The sequence below is a fragment of the Crossiella sp. SN42 genome, assembly GCF_023897065.1.
Taxonomy (GTDB): Bacteria; Actinomycetota; Actinomycetes; order Mycobacteriales; family Pseudonocardiaceae; genus Crossiella.
This window is the reverse complement of the sequence record NZ_JAMHIV010000006.1, coordinates 91,002-113,222: the sequence shown is the minus strand read 5'-3', so window position 1 is coordinate 113,222 and position 22,221 is coordinate 91,002. Positions and strand designations below refer to the sequence as shown.

18 protein-coding genes are annotated in these 22,221 nt (G+C 69.7%); 8 read left to right on the top strand and 10 right to left on the bottom strand.

The window, feature by feature from the left end; translation table 11 throughout:
• Positions 1-256 precede the first annotated feature (256 nt).
• The 7 genes from M8C13_RS09110 to M8C13_RS09080 form a co-directional block, all read right to left on the bottom strand.
• Complete coding sequence (locus tag M8C13_RS09110; protein ID WP_252480060.1) at positions 257-1,456, bottom strand: site-specific DNA-methyltransferase; 1,200 nt, start codon at positions 1,454-1,456, stop codon at positions 257-259.
• Positions 1,453-2,490 carry a hypothetical protein gene (locus tag M8C13_RS09105; RefSeq protein WP_252480059.1) on the bottom strand — a complete coding sequence of 346 codons (1,038 nt, stop codon included), beginning with the start codon at positions 2,488-2,490 and terminating at the stop codon, positions 1,453-1,455. The genes M8C13_RS09110 and M8C13_RS09105 overlap by 4 nt, the downstream gene beginning before the upstream one ends.
• A complete protein-coding gene (locus M8C13_RS09100) occupies positions 2,487-2,969 on the bottom strand; it encodes a VUT family protein (RefSeq protein ID WP_252480058.1) in 483 nt (160 codons plus the stop codon). The genes M8C13_RS09105 and M8C13_RS09100 overlap by 4 nt, the downstream gene beginning before the upstream one ends.
• Before the next feature lie 95 nt (positions 2,970-3,064).
• Positions 3,065-3,979: a hypothetical protein gene (locus M8C13_RS09095; protein WP_252480057.1), complete on the bottom strand. Its 915-nt coding sequence runs from the start codon at positions 3,977-3,979 to the stop codon at positions 3,065-3,067.
• Positions 3,976-5,544 (bottom strand): DNA cytosine methyltransferase, encoded by a 1,569-nt coding sequence (locus tag M8C13_RS09090; protein WP_252480056.1) that lies wholly within the window; start codon positions 5,542-5,544, stop codon positions 3,976-3,978. Before M8C13_RS09090 ends, M8C13_RS09095 begins: the two co-directional genes overlap by 4 nt.
• Positions 5,535-6,422: a DNA methyltransferase gene (locus tag M8C13_RS09085; protein WP_252480055.1), complete on the bottom strand. Its 888-nt coding sequence runs from the start codon at positions 6,420-6,422 to the stop codon at positions 5,535-5,537. The genes M8C13_RS09090 and M8C13_RS09085 overlap by 10 nt, the downstream gene beginning before the upstream one ends.
• Positions 6,415-7,350, bottom strand: a complete 936-nt coding sequence (locus M8C13_RS09080) for a hypothetical protein (RefSeq protein ID WP_252480054.1) — start codon at positions 7,348-7,350, stop codon at positions 6,415-6,417. The genes M8C13_RS09085 and M8C13_RS09080 overlap by 8 nt, the downstream gene beginning before the upstream one ends.
• Before the next feature lie 512 nt (positions 7,351-7,862).
• On the opposite strand from M8C13_RS09080, the gene M8C13_RS09075 reads away from it, so the two are divergent.
• The 7 genes from M8C13_RS09075 (at position 7,863) to M8C13_RS09045 (ending at position 16,181) form a co-directional block, all read left to right on the top strand.
• On the top strand, positions 7,863-8,780 hold the full coding sequence (locus tag M8C13_RS09075) for a hypothetical protein (protein WP_252480209.1): 918 nt from the start codon (positions 7,863-7,865) through the stop codon (positions 8,778-8,780).
• A gap of 170 nt (positions 8,781-8,950) precedes the next feature.
• Positions 8,951-9,283 carry a hypothetical protein gene (locus M8C13_RS09070; RefSeq protein ID WP_252480053.1) on the top strand — a complete coding sequence of 111 codons (333 nt, stop codon included), beginning with the start codon at positions 8,951-8,953 and terminating at the stop codon, positions 9,281-9,283.
• Between the two features lie 2 nt (positions 9,284-9,285).
• Positions 9,286-11,298 (top strand): hypothetical protein, encoded by a 2,013-nt coding sequence (locus M8C13_RS09065; RefSeq protein WP_252480052.1) that lies wholly within the window; start codon positions 9,286-9,288, stop codon positions 11,296-11,298.
• The gene (locus M8C13_RS09060; RefSeq protein WP_252480051.1) at positions 11,295-12,323 is read left to right on the top strand and encodes a PrgI family protein; all 1,029 of its coding nucleotides are present in this window, start codon (positions 11,295-11,297) and stop codon (positions 12,321-12,323) included. Before M8C13_RS09065 ends, M8C13_RS09060 begins: the two co-directional genes overlap by 4 nt.
• Positions 12,320-14,164 (top strand): VirB4 family type IV secretion system protein, encoded by a 1,845-nt coding sequence (locus tag M8C13_RS09055; RefSeq protein WP_374213042.1) that lies wholly within the window; start codon positions 12,320-12,322, stop codon positions 14,162-14,164. The genes M8C13_RS09060 and M8C13_RS09055 overlap by 4 nt, the downstream gene beginning before the upstream one ends.
• A gap of 38 nt (positions 14,165-14,202) precedes the next feature.
• The gene (locus M8C13_RS09050) at positions 14,203-15,036 is read left to right on the top strand and encodes a hypothetical protein (RefSeq protein WP_252480050.1); all 834 of its coding nucleotides are present in this window, start codon (positions 14,203-14,205) and stop codon (positions 15,034-15,036) included.
• Between the two features lie 566 nt (positions 15,037-15,602).
• Entirely contained in the window at positions 15,603-16,181 is a 579-nt protein-coding gene (locus M8C13_RS09045; RefSeq protein WP_252480049.1) for an RICIN domain-containing protein, read from the top strand.
• A gap of 104 nt (positions 16,182-16,285) precedes the next feature.
• Here M8C13_RS09045 and M8C13_RS09040 read toward each other — a convergent pair whose 3' ends face one another.
• Together M8C13_RS09040 and M8C13_RS09035 are read right to left on the bottom strand one after the other, a co-directional pair.
• Positions 16,286-16,738 (bottom strand): hypothetical protein, encoded by a 453-nt coding sequence (locus tag M8C13_RS09040; RefSeq protein WP_252480048.1) that lies wholly within the window; start codon positions 16,736-16,738, stop codon positions 16,286-16,288.
• Positions 16,739-16,817: 79 nt separating this feature from the next.
• A complete protein-coding gene (locus M8C13_RS09035; RefSeq protein ID WP_252480047.1) occupies positions 16,818-18,167 on the bottom strand; it encodes a hypothetical protein in 1,350 nt (449 codons plus the stop codon).
• Between the two features lie 487 nt (positions 18,168-18,654).
• On the opposite strand from M8C13_RS09035, the gene M8C13_RS09030 reads away from it, so the two are divergent.
• Complete coding sequence (locus tag M8C13_RS09030) at positions 18,655-21,168, top strand: type IV secretory system conjugative DNA transfer family protein (protein WP_252480046.1); 2,514 nt, start codon at positions 18,655-18,657, stop codon at positions 21,166-21,168.
• Between the two features lie 304 nt (positions 21,169-21,472).
• Here M8C13_RS09030 and M8C13_RS09025 read toward each other — a convergent pair whose 3' ends face one another.
• Complete coding sequence (locus M8C13_RS09025) at positions 21,473-22,111, bottom strand: hypothetical protein (RefSeq protein WP_252480045.1); 639 nt, start codon at positions 22,109-22,111, stop codon at positions 21,473-21,475.
• Between the last annotated feature and the right edge of the window lie 110 nt (positions 22,112-22,221).

Sequence of the window (22,221 nt, the reverse complement as noted above, 5' to 3'; positions counted from 1 at the left end):
TACCCCCAGAATGCGAAATGGGTAGAGACCGGCCTGTTTGGCCGGCGTTCCCCCTTGGCTGTCGGAGGCCTGCTTGTCAGAGTTGGCATGGCGTGGGTTCCTCCGTGCCGCACAGCGCAGCACTGACTGCCTGAACACGTGAAACCGCTGTTCAGGCCCGGTATCTGATCCGTATGGGCCCGAAAGCGTAACGCTGGAGACGCGAAAACGGAGGCCCCGAACGAGTGGGCCTGTCTTTCTCGACTTCCACGCATCGTCACCGATTGCGGTCGGCTTGCTCGGCGCCGCTATGGCTTCTGGCCAGGCTGTTGACGTGGTCGTCGCGGTGCATGCGTCCGAGGGCGATGTCGTGGTAGGCGGGGTTGAGGTCGATGCCGAGGTAGATGCGGTCGAGGCGACGGGCGGCCAGCCCGGTGGTGCCGGCGCCGCTGAACGGGTCGAGGACGGTGCCGCCCGGCGGGCAACTGGCGGCGATGCACCGCAGCGGGATGTCGATGGGGAACGCGGCGAAGTGCGCCTCCGGCAGCGGGCGGGTGCTGATCGACCAGACGTCGCCGGGGTTTCGTCCCCGGGGGTGGCTGGCATTGTGCCGACGCCCGGTTGGGCGCAGCGCCGAGCCGTGCGGGCGCTGCGGGAACGGTGTGAAGTCGGTGTACTTGCCGTAGACGCTTCGTCCCCGGCGGCGCGCGGTTGCGTCGACCCCGCCGTGGCACCCTTTGCGGCGGCCGCCGATGACACTGCCCTCGTTCAGCGCCTCCGGGCGGGCGAGGGGTTGCCGGATGGGGTCGAGGTTGAAGTAGTAGCGGGGCTGTTTGGCCAGCAGGAACAGCATTTCGTGGCGGCAGGACAGGCGGTCGCGGACGGATTCGGGCATGGCGTTGGGTTTGTGCCAGACGATGGCGTTGCGCAGAATCCAGCCGTCGTCCTGCAGGGCGAAAGCGACCCGCCAGGGCATGCCGAGCAGGTTCTTGTGGGGGCGGTCGGCCACGGTGCGAAACCGTGGCTGCCGGGGGTGTCCGGGGCGGGTGAGGTGGTAGCCGTCGCTGTTGGCGGAGAACCGGTCGCCGAGGTTCAACCAGACAGTGCCGGTGTCGACCAGGACCCGGTGCAGCTGGGCGAAGACCGCGCGCAGGGTGTTGATGTAGGCCTGCGGCGTCGGTTCTTGGCCGTACTGGCGGTCTTCGCGGCAGCTCCCGCATCGCGAGCAGGTCCGGTTCGCGGGCCGGGGCGGGTGAGCTGTGGTGGCCTCGTCTGGCTGCGGGGTGGTGTGCGGGCAGGGCGAGATGCCTGCGGTCCAGGCGGCGGTGCCGTAGTCGCGCAGGCCCCAGTAGGGCGGGGAGGTCACCACGCAGTGCACAGAGCGCTCCGGGAGTCGGGCCAGGGTTTCGGTGGCGTCGCCGGTGTAGAGGGTGACGCGGTTGTCGCGGTAGTGCGGAGGCGGGAGCTGGTTGTTCATCGGGTCACCGCCTTGCCGGGTCGACAAGCTCTCTGCCCGGCCGGATGGCACCGAGGGGTTCGCTGACGGCGCAGGCGGGCCGAGCACCGAGCACGCTCGCCGGGTTCGGGTGGTTGCTCGCCGGTCTGTGCCGGCGGGCAGGTCTCGGTGTCCATTGACAGGCTCCCTGGAAACGGCGACCGCTTCACCACGGCCCGGGGCGGCCAGAGCGGGTGCGGGCGGGTGCGAGGCGATGGCGTCCTGGGTTCGGGACCTGCCGGCTGGTGCGGGCAGGCAGGCGGATCGGGGTCGGCTGGCGTGGTGGGCAGGGTGGCGTGGAGGCGGGCGTGCCAACTCAGCGCGTAGCGCAGGCAGTTGGACTCGGTGCGGTGGCTGGGGGTACAGCCAGGGACGTAACGCCCGCTCAGGCTCCACCCCATCGAATCGGCGCTCGCCAGTGCAGAGGCACAGCGGCCCAGCCCGGTGATCTTGACACCGAAGCCGTGCAGGCGCAGTCCCCGGTCGGCCAGCGAACGCATGATCGTCTCAACCTCGTGGGTTCGTTGACGACGGCACACGCTGCCGACCCCCACCGTCGGGTAGTCGCCCAGACGGATTCCGTTGGCCTCATAGAGATCGACGCACCGGAGGTAGCTCTGCGCCGTGTCCCCGTGCACCACGGGGACGATCGGCAGTTCGGGAGCCAGATCGCGCAAGCGGAGGAAGTTGTCCACGGTCAACTGCTGGTGATCGAGCACTGTCAGCTTGGTCTTGGCGAGCATGGCCGGCTCGCACATCCAGTCCATGGGCGCGGCCCAGGTCAGGTTGCCGATCTCCTCGGCGTAGCGCCGCACCGCGACCACGTAGTCCTTGGCCGAGGTAACCCAGGTCCCATACAGGCCCAGTTCGGAAAACCCTCCGGAGTCCAGGGCCCATTCCGAACTCGCCCGTGGCAGGCGGCGGCGTCCAGCCAGGCGCCGGTGGGAGACCATCAGCGGGATGCCGAGGTCGCACGCGAGCCAGGAGGGTTGGTGGGTGCCGAGGTAGAACTTCATCGACGCCTCCGTGACCACACCCGGAGAAGGCAGGCGAGCAGTCCCACCGACAGCGCGCCAGAGAGGGTCTTGCCGAGCAGGTGGCCGGGTGTCAGTGCCCAGTTGCCGAAGGCCAGTGGCAGGAACAGTGCGGTGTCGACCAGGAGGCCGATTCCGTTGGAGGCCGCGGCGGCGGCGATCCGGCTCCGGTGGCGAAGACGGGCGTAGACCCAGGCGTCGATGGCCTCGGAGACCAGGAAGGCCAGTGCGCTTGCCGCCGCGACCGTAGGGGAGGCCACCTCGGCCGAGAGCACGGCCGCCGCTGCGAGGGCCAGCAGCATCGTCGCCGTGGTCACGGTCTCGGTGAGCAGGTCCCGCAGGGTGAGGGTGAGCCCGGTGGCCACCGCGCCCAGCGGCACCGCGAGCCCGGCGAGTTGCAGCGGTGGGCAGTGGGCGGCGGTGTAGTTGGCCGCCACCACGACGGCCAGGTAGCTCGCCACCGCGGCCCATCCGAACCAGGTACGCGGCGGCTGCGCGAGCAGCCGGAGCGGATGAGAGCGGGCTGTCGAGGAGGGGTCCCTGTGCCTGGGCGCGGTCATGCCGCACGCTCCTCATCCGCCCGCTGGCCGGAGCGGCAGGACCACGGCGAGCAGCCGTCCGGATCGCCTTGGTCTTCCGCGGTCCCGACATTGAGTCGGTGGTTGTCGCGGTGCGGGGCATCGAGGTCAACCTGGTCGAGTGGTCGGCAGGAGCGGTGCAGGAAGTACTCGCCCCGCTGCGGCCGGCCGCTGGCGTGGGTGCCGGGGTGCCCGTGGCGGATGGCCTTGTCGAAGGCGACCGCCTCCCGCCAGCCCTGCGGGTCGTGGTCGCGGATCCAGCGCCAGCCCGCGTTGCCGTGGAAGGGACAGCCCAGGCAGGCGCTCTTGGCCGTCTCGGCGAAGCCGCGTTCGGCCAGGTAGTCCTGGCAGCGGCTCCGGTCCCAGCCGAGGTCGATCAGCGGGAAGGTGTTGTGCAGGTAGGCCAGTCCGGAGTCCTTGGCGCGGGTGAGCTCGTCGGTGGAGATCCCGATGGCCTGCTCGGCGTAGACACCCCTGGGCACACGCCGGGGGTGGGGGTAGCCCAGTAGGGCTCGTGCGGCCCGCTTGAGTGGGGTGATCTTGTACTCGCGGGTGCACTGTCTGCGTGCCAGGCCGCAGGTGCCGTCGGGGTTGAGCACGTGCAGGGGCATGGAGATGAACCGATGTGCCGGGTCGAGCGCGTCGAGGCGGATGTCCCCGGCACTGACCGTGACCACGGGGATGCCGTGCCTGGTGGCGTGCTCGCGGAGCCGCTGGAGGTTGGCATAGACCGCTGCTGGTTCCCAGCCGGTGTCGGCGAAGAGCGCGTAGTCGAAGGGCGGGATGGCGCCCTCGCAGGCCAGCAGCAGGACCGCGGTGCTCTGGACTCCGGCGCCCAGGGACAACAACCGCAACGCCGGGCCAGGTTCGGGGCTCTCGATGGGCCTGGTCATGCCGACTGCGCCTCCTTCGCCCTGTCGGCGCTGTCGTTGTTCCGCGCGGGGGTGGGCAGGTCGGCCAGCAGTGAGGCGATGGCGACGAGTCCTTGCTGGGGCACCACTCCGTTGCCCAGGGCGCGGAGTTGCGCGGCGCGGGGAATGTCGATGTCGGTGACCCATCCGGGTTCCAGGCCCATGAGCCATTCCACGAACGTCGGGGCCAGCCGGAGGGTGCCGTTGCGGCCTGACTCGGTGGGATGGGGAACTGGGTGTCCGGTCACGGTCTGCCAGCGGCGGATGGCCGGCTCGTACTCTCCCCAGGAGATCCGGTCGCCTGCCATCGGCGTGGTGTGCGTGGCCTCGCCGTGGGCTGGGTTCGGCTGACGTCGGTGCGGGCGCTCGTGCGCGTCGGCGGTGTCGCTGGCGGGCGGATGGTCCCCGCCGGGCGGGAACGCGTGCGGGTGCGGGTGGGTCTCGGGTTCGGTGGCAGCAGCCGGACGACGGCCGAGGACAGCGTCAGGTCGCCCTTGGAGCCGTGCTGGTTCGGACTGCCCTTGGTGCCCTCGGTGGCGCGAGGGGTCGGGAACAGCGGCAGCACTCGCGCGGACAGTGGTGGCCGGAATCCCTGGCCGGGTTGCCGCCCGGCGGTTCCGGTGTCGCTGGCTCTGGGGGTCGGCAGCAACCGCACCGCGATGGACAACGGCATGCCCATGCCGTTGCCGTTGATCCGGCGTTGCCGGTGCCGGGCCCGCCGAGTCAGCCAGTGAGCGGTGTCCTCCCCGTCGTTGGGGTTGGAACCGGCCGGGGTGGGCAGCAGCACCAGGACCGTGTCGGTCAGCGACATCCCGCCTCGGCGGCTGTCGGCGCTGCGGCCGTTGGAGCTGCCGTCGTGAGCCAGCGGGGTCGGTAGCAGGCGGGCGACGGCATCCGGCAGGCTCCCGGTCAACCGTCCGGCCAGTGGCCGTTGGGGCGGCATCGGGCTGCGCCAGTCCCTGGCCAAGGGGGTCGGCAACATAGGAGAGGAAGCGGGCGCCGCGGGGGTAGGCGAGCAGGAAGATCCGTTCGCGGCGGTGGGCGGCGCCGACCTCGGATGCTCGAAGGCAGCGCCATCGCGCGTCATACCCGATCTCGGCCAGGTCGCCGAGTACGTGGTGGAGGCCGCCGTTGCGCCAGCGCAGCGCCGCGACGTTCTCCACGACGAGCAGCGCCGGTCGTAGATGGCGAACGGCTCGGTGGACGTGGGTCCAGACTCCACTGTGTGCTCCTTTCCGGATGCCCGCGCCCTTGCCGGCGCCGCTGATGTCCTGGCAGGGGAACCCGGCGGTGATCACCGTGACCGGATCCACCTCGCTCCAGTCGATCTCGGTGATGTCGCCCAGGTTGGGGACCCTGGGCAGGCGGCGGTCGAGGAGGAGGCGGATGTGGGGGTCCGGGTCGGCGACCCAGGCGATCCGGCCGCCGCCGAAGGCGGCCAGGACGGCCATGTCCAGACCGGCGTAGCCGGTGCACAACGAGCCGATCACGACCTCGCCGCCCGGATCCGGCGCGACGGCGCCTTGGCTGGTGGTGTTCAGGCGCATCGCTGAAACCTCCCGGCCTGCCGCACCGGCGCCATCGGCCGCCGCGACGGCAACAGCCCGCCGAGGTGGCGGAGGCGGGCTCGGCGGGCCGACCCGGTTCTGGGGAGGCGGGCAGGGAGGCTGATCGCCGCGGTCGCGGGTTCGGGTGCGGTGAAGATCAGCACGTCCAGATGGGCCGGAACCAGATGCCCGCTTGCCCGGCGCATGCGGCCTGCGCGTCGCGCGTCGGCCGGGCCGGTGCCGTGCGGTGGTGAGGTCAGGGCTACGCAGCGCCGCACGGGCAGCAGGCCGGCCGCGCGCCCGGCGGCCAGTACTCGACCGGGTTGGTCGAGCAGCTGCTCGGCCTCGCGCCGGGGCGCGGCGAGGACGATCACGTGGGCACCGGGGCGCAGCAGCGGCAGGCAGCGCCGCAACGTCTCGCTCAACCGGGCCGAGTCCGGGCAGTCCCCCGGTGTCGCGGGGAGGGCCAGCAGCACGAGCCCGACCCGGCCGCGCAGTCCGGCGACACCAGTGGCCGGGGCGTCTCGGCGGGCGTCGAGCACCGCTCCGTCGGGCCAGGCGCCGCGCCGTTTGGCGAGGCTGATGCGGGCGCGGGCGCGCCGCCACAGCGCGGGGTGGCGGGTCTGGCCCACGGCGTGGCGTCCGGCCCGCAGGGCTTCCAGCAGCAGGGTGCCCGATCCGCAGTCGGGGTCCAGGACGAGGTCTCCGGGGCGGGTGTAGGCGGCGATGGCCACGGCGGCGGCCGCGGCCATCGCGCGCTCCGGGGAGCTGTGGCTGGTGGTGCGGGCCCTGCTGGCCAGCCAGACCGACAGCCGCGCGGCCTGGCCGGCGCGGGCGTCCTCGGCTCGGTGGTCTCGGCGGCGGCGCGGGTCAGGCATCGGAGGTCTCCTGACCGTGGCCGTTGGTGGAGGCGGTGAAGACCAGCAGGTCCGAGTGCACTCTCACCACCGGAATCCGCGCGCCGGGCTCGCGCCGCACGGCCGCTCGCCGGGAAGCGAGGCCGCCGGGCGTGGCGGTGCTCTTCTCTTGCTGGATCGGGGTTTCCAGCAGCGCGGCGTGATCGAGGTAGCGCAGTCCGCGGCGGGCGGCGGCGCGCACGATCGCCGAGGTAGGGTCGACCAGCACACCCTCTCTTCGATCACTGTGGGTGATGACGGTCAGGGTGCCGGTCGGGGTGAGCAGCTCGGTCCATTCGGGGTGTGCCAGCCATCGCGGGTCGCGGGGCCAGGCCGCGGTGATGATCAGGTCGAAGCGTCCCTGCGGACTGTGGAGCCTGGTTCGGACCGCCGGTCGTGCCGGTGCGGTCTCGGGCGGACTCGGCGACCGGTCCGGGGCCGGACCGGCGGGGCGGACCGGTCGGCCGAGGAGGGTCTGGGTGGTGGAGTCCGGGGTCAGTTCGGGTGTGGGTCCGGCGGTGTGGGTCCGGACTGACCGGCCGAGGCGCTGGATGATCCAGGCGGTCTCGGTCAGGCCCGCGTACAGGGTGCGGGGCGAGTGCCACCGGCCGGGCGGGGTGTCGGCGGGGGCAGTCCGGGGCGCCGTCGGCGGGGTCAGGATCAGGACTCGGTGCCCGGGCCTGGTGTAGGTGCGCACGATCTTGGCGATGGCGGTGTGCAGCCAGTCGGCCAGCGGCCCGGATCCGAGGTGGTGTTCTCCTTGCCCGCAGGCCCAGACCGTCGTGGTCTCCGGGACGCCGCCGCCTGCGCGGCCGTGGCGGAAGCGGCGCCGATGGAAGGGCCGGTGGCGTGGCGGCCGGGTGCGGTCGGGGTCAGGGCCGCGGCCTGCGGGGCCGTTGATCGGTGTCATCGGGATGTCCCTCCGGCTGCCGGTGCCTGCTGGCGTTGACATCCCTGAAAACCGGAATTCACGGCATTTTTGGACACCCGGTTCCGAATCCCGAACACCACAGCCATGCCAGCCGAGGAAAGACCGTCACCTCGACAGGCTCTCCACCCTGACCCGCCGCACAGCAGCACAGCAGCGACTCAAAAGCGGTCGGCTTCCACAAAAGAAATTGGGTCACCCGAAAAAATCATGAAAATCTGCCCAGCGCACCTCAAAGCATGATCAACAAGCTGGCCACGTGTCTACTAACATTCCAGACTAGAGTCCTGTTGATCTTCTTGGTGCCGGGCGCGGAAATCTGAGCGGATCGCTGCGTCCGGTGGGCATGTAGTAGCGGTGCAGTAGGCGCACTGTCTCGATGTAGTCATCGTGCAGTTCAGCGGTAGTAATCGTGTAGTCGACGGTTTGGCTTCCTGGTGGCGTCGTTAACCACGCCGCTGCTTCAGGAGTTCGCCATGGCTGCTTCATCGAATGTGTTGGATATCGCTCGTGACAGTTTCAGCCTGCTGGTGACCGGGCCGTCGCCACTGGCCCTCGACGGAACGGACTTCCCCGGATTGCCCGCCCGGCGGGTGGCCTTGGACGAGGCGCGCGACGTGCTATTGACCAAGGGCTGCTCCCAGCGCACTCGGGATGCGGTGTGGGCGCACCTCATCACCCGGGCTCGCGCCGAGGGCGCGGCCTGGACGGTCGGCGCGGTCGGGATGGCCCTGCCGATGCTGACCGCGGTGGCCGCCCGCTTGTCCGGTCGCGGGGCTGAGGATCCGGCGGATGTCTGCGCCGAGGTGCTGCGCGGGTTCCTGGAGGCGATGACCACGGTGGAGGTGCGGACGCCGGGGATCGTGACGCGCTTGCGGTGGGCGGCCCATCGAGCCGGACTCGCCGCGGTGCGGGCGGCCTGGTCCGGACCGACTCCCAGCGCCTCCGGCGGGTTTCGGTCGGTGGCGCCGCGACCACCGTGGGGCCATCCGGACCTGGTGCTGGCGCGGGCGGTCGCCGAGGAGGTCCTGACTCCGCTGGAGGCCGAGGTGATCGGCGCGACCCGACTGGAGGGCATCGCGCCGGCGGACTGGGCTCGCGCACACGACCTGGGTGAGTGGGCGGTCTACAAACTGCGCGGCCGCCCCGAACAACGCCTGCTCGCCTACCTCCAGGAGCGGGCCCGGGACGACGGCGCCGAGGATCCGGTGGCCGCTGAGGTGATCGACTCCCTGCCCTTCTCCCCCAGCCACACCACCTCCACATCCTCACCGTCGGTAGCGGGTTCACGGGTGAGCCGACGGGGACATTCTCGGCGCTCGCTGTCCAAAACAGGGCGCGTTTCCGGTTTTCAGGGGTGCGGGGCGAACCCGTCCGCATCGGCCTCTCCGGAGGAGCCCTCATGTGCCTGACACGACCTGACCGACCGCGGCACCGCCGAGTAGGAGCGCCCCCCACGCGATCCCTGTCCCCGAGTTCCCGGGGCCGCTACCGCCCCGCGCCTTGCCCAGCGTGGAGGGCGTCAAGGGTGAGTGCTCGGAGGTCTGCTTGCTCGGAGTGGGCGCGGCGCGCGGGGCGGTGGATGCGGCTGCTGTGCGGGATAGGCGCGCTGATCGCGGCGGTGGTGCTGGTGTTCGACGCACGCGGGGCCTTCGCGCTCTCAGTGCTGGCCCAAGCCAAGGAGATCAGCGTCGATGAGCTGTTCGCCAACATCCGCAACTGGGTGGTCGGGATCCTGACCGGTCTGGCCACGGTGGCCTTGACCATCGGCGGCATCCGGTATGTCTCCTCCGGTGCCAACCCAGCCGGGCTGGCCAAGGCCCGGACCGCCTTGGAGTGCGCGATCGGCGGCTATCTGCTGGCCGCGTTGGCACCGGTGGTCGTGCGCATCCTGCGCGGGATCGTGGGGCTGTAGGCGTGGCCGCCACCACCCCCGCCAGCACGCGGGCCGGAGCCGCAGAGGGCTCGGACAGTGCCCTGGCCGCCAGCCCGGTGAAGGGGCGGGGGCGGGCGGGCCGGTCCCGGTGGGCGGGGTGGGCGCTGGCGGTCAGCGTGCTCGTGCTGCTCGGGCTCGCCGTGGCCGTGGGCGCCACGGCCCAGCCGAGCCCACCGCCGGTGTCCCCGACCACCACGGGTCCTCCCGTCAGTTCGACACCGCCGCCGAGCACCACACCCGCGCCGGCCAGCCCCACCCGGCGGCCCAGCACGCCCATCCCCTACGACCCCCCAGACCCGGCGGACCCGGCCGGCTCCCGCTGCGGGTTCGCCAACATCTCCGGCTGCATGGTCGAGGGACTCAGCGCCCTGTTCCGCGGCATGATCGGCGAGGCGATCAACCCGTTGATCAAGGTCCTCGGGTTCACCCTGCTCTCCACCCCGCACCCGGACAACCTGCCACAGGTCAAGGCGCTGTGGCGCCAGTCCCGCTCGATCATGCTGACCTGCTACGGGCTGCTGGTGCTGCTGGCCGGGGTGATCGCCATGGGCTACCAGAGCGTGCACACCCGCTACCCGCTGCAGGAGATGATCCCCCGCCTGGTGGTGGGTTTCCTGGCCGGGACGTTGTCGATGCTGCTGGCCACCAAGGCCATCGAGATCGCCAACGCCCTGTCCTGGTCGATCCTGGGCAGCGGCGTGGAGGCCCAGGCCATCGCCACCACCTTCATCGAGCTGGTGACCTCCACGATGACCAGCGGCGGGATCTTCACCACGCTGCTGGTGGTCGTGGCCGTGGTGCTGGTGGTCGTGCTGGTGGTCACCTTCCTGGTGCGGGTCGTGGTGACCGTGGCTTTGCTGGCCGGGGCGCCGCTGGCGCTGATGCTGCACGCCCTGCCCCAGACCGAGGGCATCGCGCAGTGGTGGTGGCGGGCCTTCGGCGGCTGCCTGCTCATCCAGGTCCTGCAAAGCCTGACCCTGGTCGCGGCGATGAAGTTGTTCTTCACCCCCGGCTCGCACACCTTCTGGGGGGTCACCCAGCTCGGGCTGATCAACCTCATCGTCTGGCTGGCCCTGCTCTACATCCTCATCCGCATCCCGTTCTGGGTGCGATCCTCCCTGACCGGCCAAGGCCGACGTTCGCTGCTGGGCGGAATGGCCCGCGCCTACATCATGGGCAAGACCCTCGGCCTGCTCGGCGGCCGGAGCCCCGGCCGCGCCGCCGGAGGGCGCCTGGCCCCAGCGGCCCGCACCGCCGCCCGCTCCCGCCAGTTCGAGGCCCCGTGGCCGATGCCGATCCGGCAGTGGGGCGGGCTGGGAGGGCTGTTCTCCGCCGAGGCGCTCCACCACCGCACCCAGAGCGCGCAGCACGCGCTGCAGCAGCGGCTGCAACGGCAGCACGCCGAACACCTGGCCCGCCCCCACCGCGCCTCCACGGTCGCGGGCGCGCGGTTCCTGCAGCCCGCAGCGCAAGCCGTCACCCATGACCGGGCCACCGGGCCCGCCCCCAGGAGTCCCGCCATGCCCACCTTCCACCTTCCACACCCCCCGGCCACCGCCCGGCCCCGACCCACCCCGGTGACAGCGGTGACCGCGCCAGCCTTCAGCGCCGCCCCAGGCGCGATCCCGGACAGGGCGCCGACGGCGCTGCCGGTGGCCGCGGTGCCGAGCCCGCTGCGCTTCCGCCCCGCCACCCCGGGCGCGCCGAGCATCCCCGTGCGCGCCGAGGGCCCGCCGCCCCAGTTGGTGTTCCACTCCCCCGCGCCCACCGGGCTCGCCCGGCGCGGGCTCGCGCAGGCCCCAGGACCGATGACCTTCTCCCACCCCACACCCACACCCACAGCGGCACCGGCACCGGCACCGGCACCGGCACCGGCACCGGCACCGAGGCTGCCTCCTCAGGCTCAGCGGCCACCCAGCGCACGGGCGCAGGCGGCCAAGCCCGCGCCGACAGTGCCGCGCTTCCAGGCACCGGAGGCCGGTGATCGGTCATGACCACGGTGCGCATCCCCGCCGACGTCGAGCGCGAAGACCGCATCGTCCTGGGACTGACCTGGCGGCAACTCGGTCTGCTGGCCGTGCTCGCGACCGTGCTCTACAGCGCCTACCAGGCCACCGCCGAGCTGATCGCCCCGCTGGTGTTCCTGGTCGGCGCCGCCCCGATCGGGGTGGTCGCGGCCACGGTGATCATCGGTCGCCGTGACGGGCTGCCGCTGTACGTGCTGGCCGCGGCCGCGCTGCGGCACACCCTGCGCCCCCGTATCCGCCGCGCCGTCCCCGACCCGGTCCCGGCGCCGCCGCGGTGGCTGGCCGAGCACGCCACCGACCCCCACGGCCAGCCCCTGCCCCGCCGGCCGCAAGCGGTCGGGCCCTTGGAGGTACCGGCGCGGGAGGTCTCCCGGACCGGGATCATCGACCTCGGCGGCGAGGGGCTGGCCATGGTCGCCGCCTGCGGCACCGTCAACTTCGCCCTGCGCACCCCGCAGGAGCAGGCCGGGCTGATCGGGGTCTTCGGCCGCTACCTGCACTCGCTGAGCACCCCGGTGCAGGTACTCATCCGCGCCGAGCGCCTGGACCTCTCCGCCCAGATCGAGGAGTTGCGCGCCCACGCCGCCGCGCTGCCGCATCCGGCGCTGGAGGCCGCGGCCCTGGAGCACGCCGACTACCTCACCCAGCTCGGGCAGGTCACCGACCTGCTGCGCCGCCAGGTCCTGCTCGTGCTGCGCGAACCACTGCCGCTGCCCGCGCGCCTGGGTGCCGGTGTGGCGGCGCTGGCGATGCGGCGGCGCCGACGGGCTGAACTCGGCGAGGTGGCCCGCCGGGGCGCGGAGGTGCGGCTGTCCCGCCGTCTGGATCAGGCCCGCTCCCTGCTCGCGGCCGCGGGGATCCCGTTGCGGCCCTTGGATGCCCGGCAGGCCACCGCCGTGCTGGCCCGCGCCTGCAACCCCGGCACCCGGCTGCCCGCCGCCGCCGAGCGCGCCCACCCCGCCGAGGTCATCACCACCGGGAGCCACCCATGACCGCCCCCTCTGCCACCGGCCCCCGCATCGGCGGGCCGATCGAGCACGCCCCTGCTGGCGGGTTCGCGCCGGAGACTGTCGTGGTCGGCGCCCACCGGATGGACCTCGGCGGTGACTGGGCCGCCTCCTTCGCCGTGACCGGCTACCCCCGCGAGGTCGGCCCCGGCTGGCTGCAACCGCTCTCGACCTACCCCGGGCGGCTGGATGTGTCCCTGCATATCGAGCCGATCGACCCCGTCACCGCCGCGCACCGCCTGCGCACCCAACTCGGCCGCCTGGATGCGGAGAACACCGCCACCCAGGAGCACGGCGGGCGCCCCAACCCCCTGGCCCAAGCAGCGGCCGAGGACGCCGAGGAGTTGTCCCACCGCATCGCCTGCGGGCAGGGCAAGCTGTTCCGCCTCGGGCTCTACCTCACCGTGCACGCCGGAAGCGAGGAGGAGCTGATCGAGGAGATCGCCGCCGTCCACGCCCTGACCGCCTCGCTGCTGCTGGAGGCCGCGCCCTGCTCCTACCGGGCGTTGCAGGGCTGGGTCAGCACCCTGCCCCTGGCCCTGGACCAGATCGGCCTGGCGCGGACCTTCGACACCGCCGCGCTGGCCACCACCTTCCCCTTCGCCTCCCCCGACCTCCCCCCGGCCGACCCGGCCGATCCGACCCGACCGGCCGGGGTGCTCTACGGCTTCAACCTCGGCTCCCAGTCCCTGGTGCACTGGGACCGCTTCGCCTGCCACAGCTACAACACCGTCGTGCTGGGCCGCTCCGGCTCCGGCAAGTCCTACCTGGTCAAGCTCGACCTGCTGCGCAACCTCTACCGCGGTGTGCAGGGCGTGGTCATCGATCCGGAGGCCGAATACCTCGGCCTGGCCGAGGCCGTCGGCGGCACCACCATCCCGCTGGGGCGTCCCGGGATCCGGCTCAACCCCTTCGATCTGCCCGTGCACACCGGCCTGGACGGCCGCCGTAGCGCCCCAGCCGACACCCTGCTGCGCCGCTGCCTGTTCCTGCACACCGTGCTGGCCGTGCTGCTGGGCGCCGACCTCACCGCCTCCCAGCGCGCCGTGGCCGACGTGGCCATCACCGCGACCTACCACCGCGCCGGGATCACCGCCGACCCCCGCACCTGGACCCGGCCCGCACCACTGCTGCACCATCTGGCCACCGTGCTGGCCGAACAGGGCGAGCAGGGCGGCGAGCTCGCCGCGCGGTTGCGGCCGTTCACCCAGGGCGCCTTCAGCGAGCTGTTTTCCGGGCCGACCACCACCGTCGCGGACGGGCACCTGGTGGTGTTCTCGCTGCGGGAGCTGGCCGCCGAGCTCCGCCCCATCGGCACCCTGCTGGCCTTGGACGCGGTGTGGCGGCAGGTGTCCAACCCGGCCACCCGCCGTCCCCGCATCGTGGTGGTGGACGAGGCGTGGATGCTCATGCGCCAGCCCGCCGGCGCGGAGTTCGCCCTGCGCCTGGCCAAAGCCGGGCGCAAGCACTACGCCGGGTTCACCTTCTGCTCCCAGGACGCCGCCGACGTGCTCGGCTCCCAAGCCGGCTTGGCCATCGTGGCCAATGCCTCCACCCAGATCCTGCTGCGCCAAGCACCCCAGACCGCCGAGACGATCGCCGCCGCCTTCGCCCTCTCCGACGGCGAACGCCAGTTCCTGCTCTCCTGCGACCGCGGCCAAGCCCTGCTGCTGGCCGGAACCCACCGGCTGGCCCTGCAATCCCTGGCCTCCCCCCGCGAGCACGCGCTGTGCACCACCGATCCGGCCGAACTCGCCGCCTCGGCCACCGACCAGGCGCACCGCGGCGAGGCGCCGGCCGATCTCCTCGACCTCGACACCGCCTGACCCTCCCCCGCCCTTTTCTTGTTCGCGAGGTGATCGCCATGCCCACCACCCGCCCCGCTCCCCAGCTGGCTCGGCCTCGGCCGTTGCTGACCCAGAACCGCAGGCTCAAGCCCTTCGGGATCTACGCCTGGACCTTGCCCGCCTGGGCCGGCCGGCTACCCGATGGCCGCACCTACAACACCTGTCCCTCGGCCGGGATCTGCCGCAAGGTCTGCTACGCCCGCCACGGCACCTACACCTGGCCGGTGGTGCTGGCCAAGCACCAGGCCAACCTCGCCTTCGTCCTCGACGACCTGCCCGGCTGGGAGAAGGCGATGACCGCCGAGCTGGCCGCGGCGAAGTTCCGCCACCGGCATGTGCGCATCCACGACGCCGGGGACTTCTTCTCCGATGACTACCTCCTGGCCTGGGTCCGGGTCATGCGCGCTCGCCCCGAGATGCGCTTCTACTGCTACACCAAGGAAATCGAGCGGTTCCGGCGCCTGGTCGAGCCCGCTGCGCCAGCGAACTTCTCCTGGGTCTACTCCTACGGCGGCACCCAGGACGCCGCCCTGGACCCCGCGCGGGACCGGGTCGCCGACGTCTTCCCCACGCCGCAGGCCATCCAGGAGGCCGGCCACTCCTCCCAGCAAAGCTGTGACCTGCTCGCCGTGTTCGGCCCCCGCCGGGTCGGCCTGCCCGCCAACCGCATACCCCACTTCCAGAAGCTGCTGGGACAGCGCAGCTTCCGCACCTGGCAGGCCGAGGCTGATGCGAAACGCAGTCACCGCCGACGTCCGCCGGGGGCCAGTTGGCCCGGCACTGCGGCGCGCTTGTCTCGCGCGCCGCGCGGCCTGGACTCAGGCGGTTCGCGGCCGGCCCGGCCCACATGACGCCCAGCATCGGCACGGAAGCCCGTCGGTGATTGCGACTGACGCCTGCACCGTGTTCTCGGCGGTGGAGGACGCCGTGCTCCTGCGGGTCGTACCTCCGCGTTTCAGGGGCGCCCTCAGATACCAGACCAGGCTGCTGGCTTCGCCAGTCTTCATCGTTGATCGTTGCAGGCTTCGACGACCTTCAGTCGTTTGGGACATACCGCCACCGCGACCGACTGTTCTGTCGTTGCCCGCTTTCGTGGCATCTTCTGGGGATCGCATGGAGCGGTTCGGCTGTATGGGTGAACTGTCCGGGCTCTGTTGCGAAACGAGCGCGTGGACCATTAAGAATGAGGAGCCCGTCGCGATCAGGGGAGGACGTATTGCGACGCTGGCCTTACAGGGGGTGCTACTTGCACGGGCGAAGCTGGGTCCAGGCGTCATTTTCCGGGCCCGTATCAGGGATTGCCCACTATTGAAGCGCCAGTTGGGGCGTCTCATGGCCAGAAGCTCCATCCCGTTGCTGGCGCTGTCAATAGTCACCCTTTGATTCTGTCCTGTTGCCGTGTTCGAGCGGAGTTGTAATGTTTCTCAAATCTCGCCTTCGGGTTCTGTCCGCTACCGGGTTAGCGGTTCTGATGGCTCTCGGGATGCTCGGTTCCACAGCCAACGCTGAGACGGCTGAAAAGCCTACGGCGGCACCGGTCGACCTGTTCGCGTCTTCAACTGTCGGCTTCTTGGTCAACGTCAACAGTGGCCGCTGCTTGGCGATTCCCAATGGCGACCCGGGCAACGGCGTCCAAGCGCGTACGGATGACTGCCAGAACCAGGAGAATCGCCACTGGGAACTAGGTCAGTCAGAACCCGGCGTTGTGATGATTCGCAACAAGAAGACCATGAAGTGCCTGGCCATACCTCAGTCGAACCCGGCCGATGGGGTACCGGTCATTCAGCACGATTGCATGGGAGAGTGGCCGGATCAACACTGGCAGAGGGTTCCGGTGGGAGACGGATGGGCGTTCTCCAATACCGTGACGCGCAAATGCATCACCGTGCGTGACGCCAGTCAGTCGTCGGGTGCGCCGATCATTCAGGAGACGTGTGCCTTCGCTCCACACCAGGTGTGGCGAGGCTATGCCCCGGGGCAAGTCACAGCGCCATGACGTGATCTTGCCGTTCCCATGATCGAGATACACCACGCTTAACATGAAGAGCCGACCCGCTTCAAGAACGAGTACACCAGGCGGGTCGGCTCTTCACATCTCCACTATTGCCAGATGAGAATTTCCCACCGCTCACACTGGCCGCTGTCACCGAGAGAGGTTTCGATTCTCCCGGGCGACCGAGCGGCGAAGATCTTGTATTGCCCCGCCCCCATAAGGGGGATCTTGAGATCTCTGGAACTTCCAGTGGCAGCAGCGAGTAGAAGTTCTCCGGAGCCGGAGGAGAATTCACCCCGGTAGGAGTATTCGGAGTCCATCTCTTCGGCGGTCGGCTCACCGCTCCTCAACTGAACGAGAACCCGAGCTTCGAGACTGGTGTCATCCGCGTGGAAGATGGCACCACCTTCACCACTCTGCCCGATCCAGTCGGACTCGTTCAGCTGGTGAAGATGCCGGGTCGAGGAGTGCTCTAAGAAGTCGAATAGCGCGAAGTGAGAGAACTCCACAGGAATCCGTGTCTCGTAGCTTCGAATGATATCTGAAACGCCGTCGGCCATCGCCTACTCCCGACCTACGTACCATGTCACCCTCCGGCGCTCCTGCACCGGAGGGTGACTATACCGGAGGCCAGGTCGATCAGTTGTACACGTGCACCTGGAAGCGGTCGCCTTCCACCACGTGGTCCTGGGCGAGATAGGTGCTCAACTCACTGCCCACCATCTGGTTGTGCAGGTTCAGCAGCGGTCTCACCGCGAAGCTTCGAGGAAACGCGAACTGCGCAAGATGGGACCCCTCGTGGGTACCCGCAAACGGGTACTCATCACAATCGTTAGTTTTGCCGTCCGGCCGGACCGTGTAGTTTCTGCCGTAGTTCGCGATGCAGGTCTCGATGGAATGATCCCGATTCGCAGCCCTCAATGCCTGGTCATAATAGAGCCGACTGAGACTGGTCGGGGTCCCGAACTTTCCGGGGACATACGATCCCGCGGTCCCAGGCTTAGTGGAGCCGATGTTGTCGAATGCATCCCTGATGAAGTTCACGGATTCCGCCATGTCGGGCCTCGACGCATCGAGCTTGAGAATCCCGACGTCCTTATGAAACACGCAATCGCTTCCGCGGACGTATTTGTCGTTCACCACCGTCCGCGCGACGTCGCATCGGAGATTCTGCTCCGGCCATCTCACGAAGTCGGTTTCGGTGCCGCGACCCGTCTGGACGTAGAAGTAGGGCACGAACTGATAGAAGCTTCGCTTTTCGTTCGGTGCCGGGTCATCTGGCCTCATGGCGCTTGTGCCGGAGAACTCGACCACCTTCTGCCGGATTCCACGGTTCTGCCAGTTGGCGATGGTGTCGTCGAAGCTGACGGTGTCGGGAGTGCACTCAGGACCTCCCACCTCCGGGTCCCAGCAGCCAGTCCCAAAAGTGATTTTCTGACTGGTAGGGAACAGGCCGCCGACATTGAACCAATCAAACAATTCGACCGACACGACCGCGCTTCTGGCGTTCTTGTTCATGCTGATCATGAACACGGCCTTGGCCTGGATGGCCGCCAAGACCGCGCCATTCTGGTCGATCTTGCGAGCCTGGAGAATCGCGCCGTAACACAGATTGAAGCGATTCTTGTGCCACTGATCCGGCGGCGGCTCGGTATTCTCGTAGAACTTCTGGCATTCCGCCCGAGTAATGGGATCATCAACGGGTGAGAAAGCGGCAGAGCCCGGCACGGGCGGACGGTTGGCGATTCGGCTCGATACCGGCGCGAACTGTGTGCCCGGCCGTCGAATCTCGTCAAGCTCTTCCGCGCTCTTCGGCACCCTTGTTGGTTTCTGCCCCGGCTGACGAACTGCCGGAGAAACCTTGCGTCCGACTTCATCGGCCAGCGTCGACACCTGACTCATCGGCACCATGCCGAGCTCGATGGTCGCTTCCGCCTCAGCCGACGCTGGAGAATTTCCAAGAACTCCAACAACAGCGACCATGGCCATTACGGGAACCAAAAGTTTCCGTCTACTGCTATTTAAGGCGCGCATGAAGCTCGTCCTCCCCATTCAAGCTGCAACGTGATCACTGCGCCACGAAAAGGGAGGCAAGAAAATCGGACAATCGGCCAGCAGAGTTGGCGGTGCCCGCACCCCCCAAGGTGACGAACCCACCATATCCAACACAATCGGGTGACACCACGGCTGCAACATCAATCACCCACTTGCAGCAGAGCCAGAAGCCCCTTCCTGGCCGCAGCGAACACACAAGACTCAATGCTGTGACGCTGATCGCTGTGTGACCGAGCACGCGTTATAAAGGTACTAATGGCCCTACCGCCGACTTCGTCGCCGGCTGGGTCGAGTCAGCCCTTTGCCGTGCCGTCGTTCCTGCAGGTCTTTCAGTTCGTGGTGAACCGGCCATGACCTTGGCGCTGGCCCTTGAGCGAGCCGCCTACCGACATCTCCAATCACGTCTTTTCAGGAGCCCGCCATGCCCGTGAACCCCAATCACACCCTGCCCATGGCCACGGCAGACGTCGAGAACAGCCCGCTCAGCGAGTACCTCCAGGACCCTGCTGCGGTGCCGCAGGTGATGTGGAACAGCCTGCTGACCTTCCTTGAGCAGCACGGTCTGCTCGCCGGCTTGCTGACCAGCGTCACGGTCACCCTGGTGTGCGGTGGGCGGTGGGTGTGGCAGCGACGCTGCCACAATCGCTGGAGTTCGCAGGCACGGTGGGTCACCGTGCTCGCCCCACCCCAAGTCGACCCCTCAGGCGGGATCACGTTGTGGGCCAACCTGATCGGCCTGCTCAGCTCCCGCTGGACGCGCCGATTCCGGGGTCAGCCGCACCTGGCCTTCGAGTACTGCGCCGAGGCCGACGGTGTCCGGTTGCGCCTGTGGGTCCCGGGCACCATTCCGCCCGGGATGGTCGAACGCGCGGTGGAAGCGGCCTGGCCCGGCGCCCACACCCGCACCACCCCCGCCCGCCACCCCCTCCCCAGCGGGGCCGGAGTGGCCGAGGCTGGCGGCCAGCTGCGCCTGCACCGCGCCGAGGGCCTGCCGCTGCGCACCGAGTTCACCGCCGACCCGATCCGGGCCTTGCTGGGCGCGGTGGTCGGCCTGGGCCCGCATGAGCAGGCCTGCGTGCAACTGCTGGCCCGTCCGGCCACCGGCCTGCGCCTGGCCCGAACCCGCCGCGCCGCCCGACGCCTGCACACCCGCCACGGCGCCGCCTATCCCCTCGCCCGGCTGCTGGCCGCGCTCACCCCCACCGCCCACCGCACCCGCGGCGACCTGACGGGCCGCTCGGGGGTGGATCACCAAACCAGGCTGGCCTTCTCCGCCCAGGACCGCGCCGTGGTGAGCAAACAGCAGGGCGGGCAATACGAGACCTGCTTGCGCTACGCCGTCACCACCACCCTCCCGCCCGGCGCCACCGCCGAGCTGACCGCGGCGGCGCAGGCGCTCACCCGAGGCAGGGCCCACGCGGTGGCCAGCGCGTTCGCCGTCTACGGCGCACACAACCACTACCGCCGTCACCGCCTGCGCCACCCCGCCCGCACCCTGGCGCACCGCCGTCTGGACCGCGGCGACCTGCTCTCAGTCCCCGAACTCGCCGCGCTGGCCCACCTGCCGGTGGATGAGGACGTGCCCGGCATTCACCGCGCCGGCGCCCGCGCCGTCCCGCCCCCGCCCGGGATCCCGACCACCGGAGCCGAGGTCTTGCCCCTGGGCACCAGCGACGCGGGCCATGAGCGGCCGGTCGGGTTGCTGGCCGCCGATGCCCGCCAGCACCTGCACATCCTCGGCGCCACCGGCTCCGGCAAGTCCGAACTCCTGGCCGCGCTGGTGCTGGCCGATGTCCAGGCCGGGCGCGGGGCGGTGGTCATCGACGGCAAGGGCGACCTCGTCGGCGACCTCCTGGCCCGGCTGCCCGCCGACTGCGGCGACAAGCTGATCCTCTTCGATCCCGACGCCCCGGGACGCCCGCCGGTGCTCAACCCGTTGCAGGGCGAAGACCCCACCCGGGTGGTGGACAACCTGGTGTCGATCTTCTCCCGCGTCTACGCCTCCTCCTGGGGGCCGCGCACCGAGGACATCCTACGCGCCAGCCTGCTCACCCTCACCGCCCAACCCGGCACCCCGACCCTGACCCAGCTGCCCAAGCTGCTCTCGGTGCCCGCCTTCCGGCACCGCGCCCTGGCCCACGTCCACGACGAGGTGCTGCGAGGGTTCTGGGCCTGGTTTGAGGAGCTCTCGCCACCGGCCCGCGCGCAGATGTGCGCGCCACTGCTGAACAAGCTCCGCGGGTTCCTGCTGCGCCGCTACGTCCGCGACGCCCTCGCCGGAGGCGAGTCCACAGTAGACCCCGACGCGGTGCTCGACGGGGGGATCCTGTTGGTGCGCTTGGCCAAGGACTCCCTCGGCGTGGACACCGCCCGCCTGGTCGGCTCCCTGGTCATCGCCCACACCTGGCAAGCCGCCCAGCGCCGCGCCCGCCAACCCCAGCACCAGCGCCGGGACGCCTCCTTGACGGTGGATGAGTTCCACAACTTCCTCAACCTGCCCTACCCGCCCGGGGACATGCTCGCCGAAGCCCGCGGCTACCGCCTCGGGATGCGCCTGGCCCACCAGTACCTGGCCCAGCTGCCCCGCGAGCTCGCCGAAGGCGTCTCGGCCAACGCCCGCAACAAGATCTACTTCGCCGCCTCACCCGAAGACGCCCGCCACCTGGCCCGCCACACCGCACCCCGGCTGGGTGAGCACGACCTGAGCAACCTCGGCGCCTTCCAGATCGCGGCCCGCCTGATCGTGCACGGCGGGGAAACCCCGCCCTTCACCACCCGCACCCGCAAACTCCCTCCCCCGATCCCCGGACGCGCCAAGACCCTGCGCGCCGCGGCACGCCGCAACGCCGAGCGCACCACCCGCCCTCCAACCCGCGACGAGCAGACCCCTCCTCGACGCCGCGCCATCCCCAACGACCCCCGCCAAGCCGCCTGAACTTCGACTGGAGACGGGACCGTATTCGAACAGTGGACTGTTCTCTAACCTCGCCGGCGCTCGGCATGATCGCGACGCCAAGCCGACCATGACAGCCTCGGCGTCATCGTCCACGCCTTCAGGAAGCGCGCACCGGCCTCGTGCTGTCACCCTGACCGCCAGCGGCAACTCGCCCTCGCGGCTTCACCACAGCCCACTACTGGATCGCGGCCAGCGAACCGAGCAACCGCGCCGGGCTGCGGCCTCGCAGCCCCGGCCCGTGCCGAACCGGGTGACCGTCCCGGTCAGACCCTGCCGATATCCGTTACTCCCACCAACCAGGGCACTCATCAGCTAAATCGTGATCGGAACACGACAACCCATGAAGCATCTCGATCGCAAGCACCGTGGATGACTGCTGAAGCGCCAGATCATGAGCCAACGTGCGCTCGTCATAGACTTCGCCGCCCATGGTGGTGATGACCGGCATCCATTCGCCACCGCCGGTGGCATACTCAGCCCAGGTGTAGCCAGTATCTACACGGTTGTGGACGGAATGATTCCGCCTGTTCTGAGCTTTGAGCATCTGGCGCATGTGTGATTGCCAAGCAACTTTGTCACTGTCAGAAAGCTCGTTCCAGATTTTTCTCATCAACGTGCCGGCCATCATTTTTTCAGGCGTCGCCTGTGGATTCAGCTTGCAGAGTATACGGCCGAGCACGGCCTCGGTTTCAGCCGCTTGAACCATGATGAGACCGCGAAGCCGTTGCATGGCGGACGTGTCATAGCCACGAGGCTCGCCGCGTCCGTCCTCGTCACGTCGCCAGTAGAGGTCGTTGAGGATGGACGACCACTCACATACCCGCTCACCGAACTGAGGCTTCTGGAGGTCCCACCGGCCGACAGGCGGTGAGTCGTCACGCAGATCGTCCCATTCCGGCGGCGCCGGCTGCTGTCCTCCCATGCACAACAGTATGCCCTGATCTTCATCCCGACACCACCGAATAACGACTGATGAAGACGCGCAATTCGGCGAATGGCACCACTATTCCGGCGTCCAGCGAAGGCACCCAC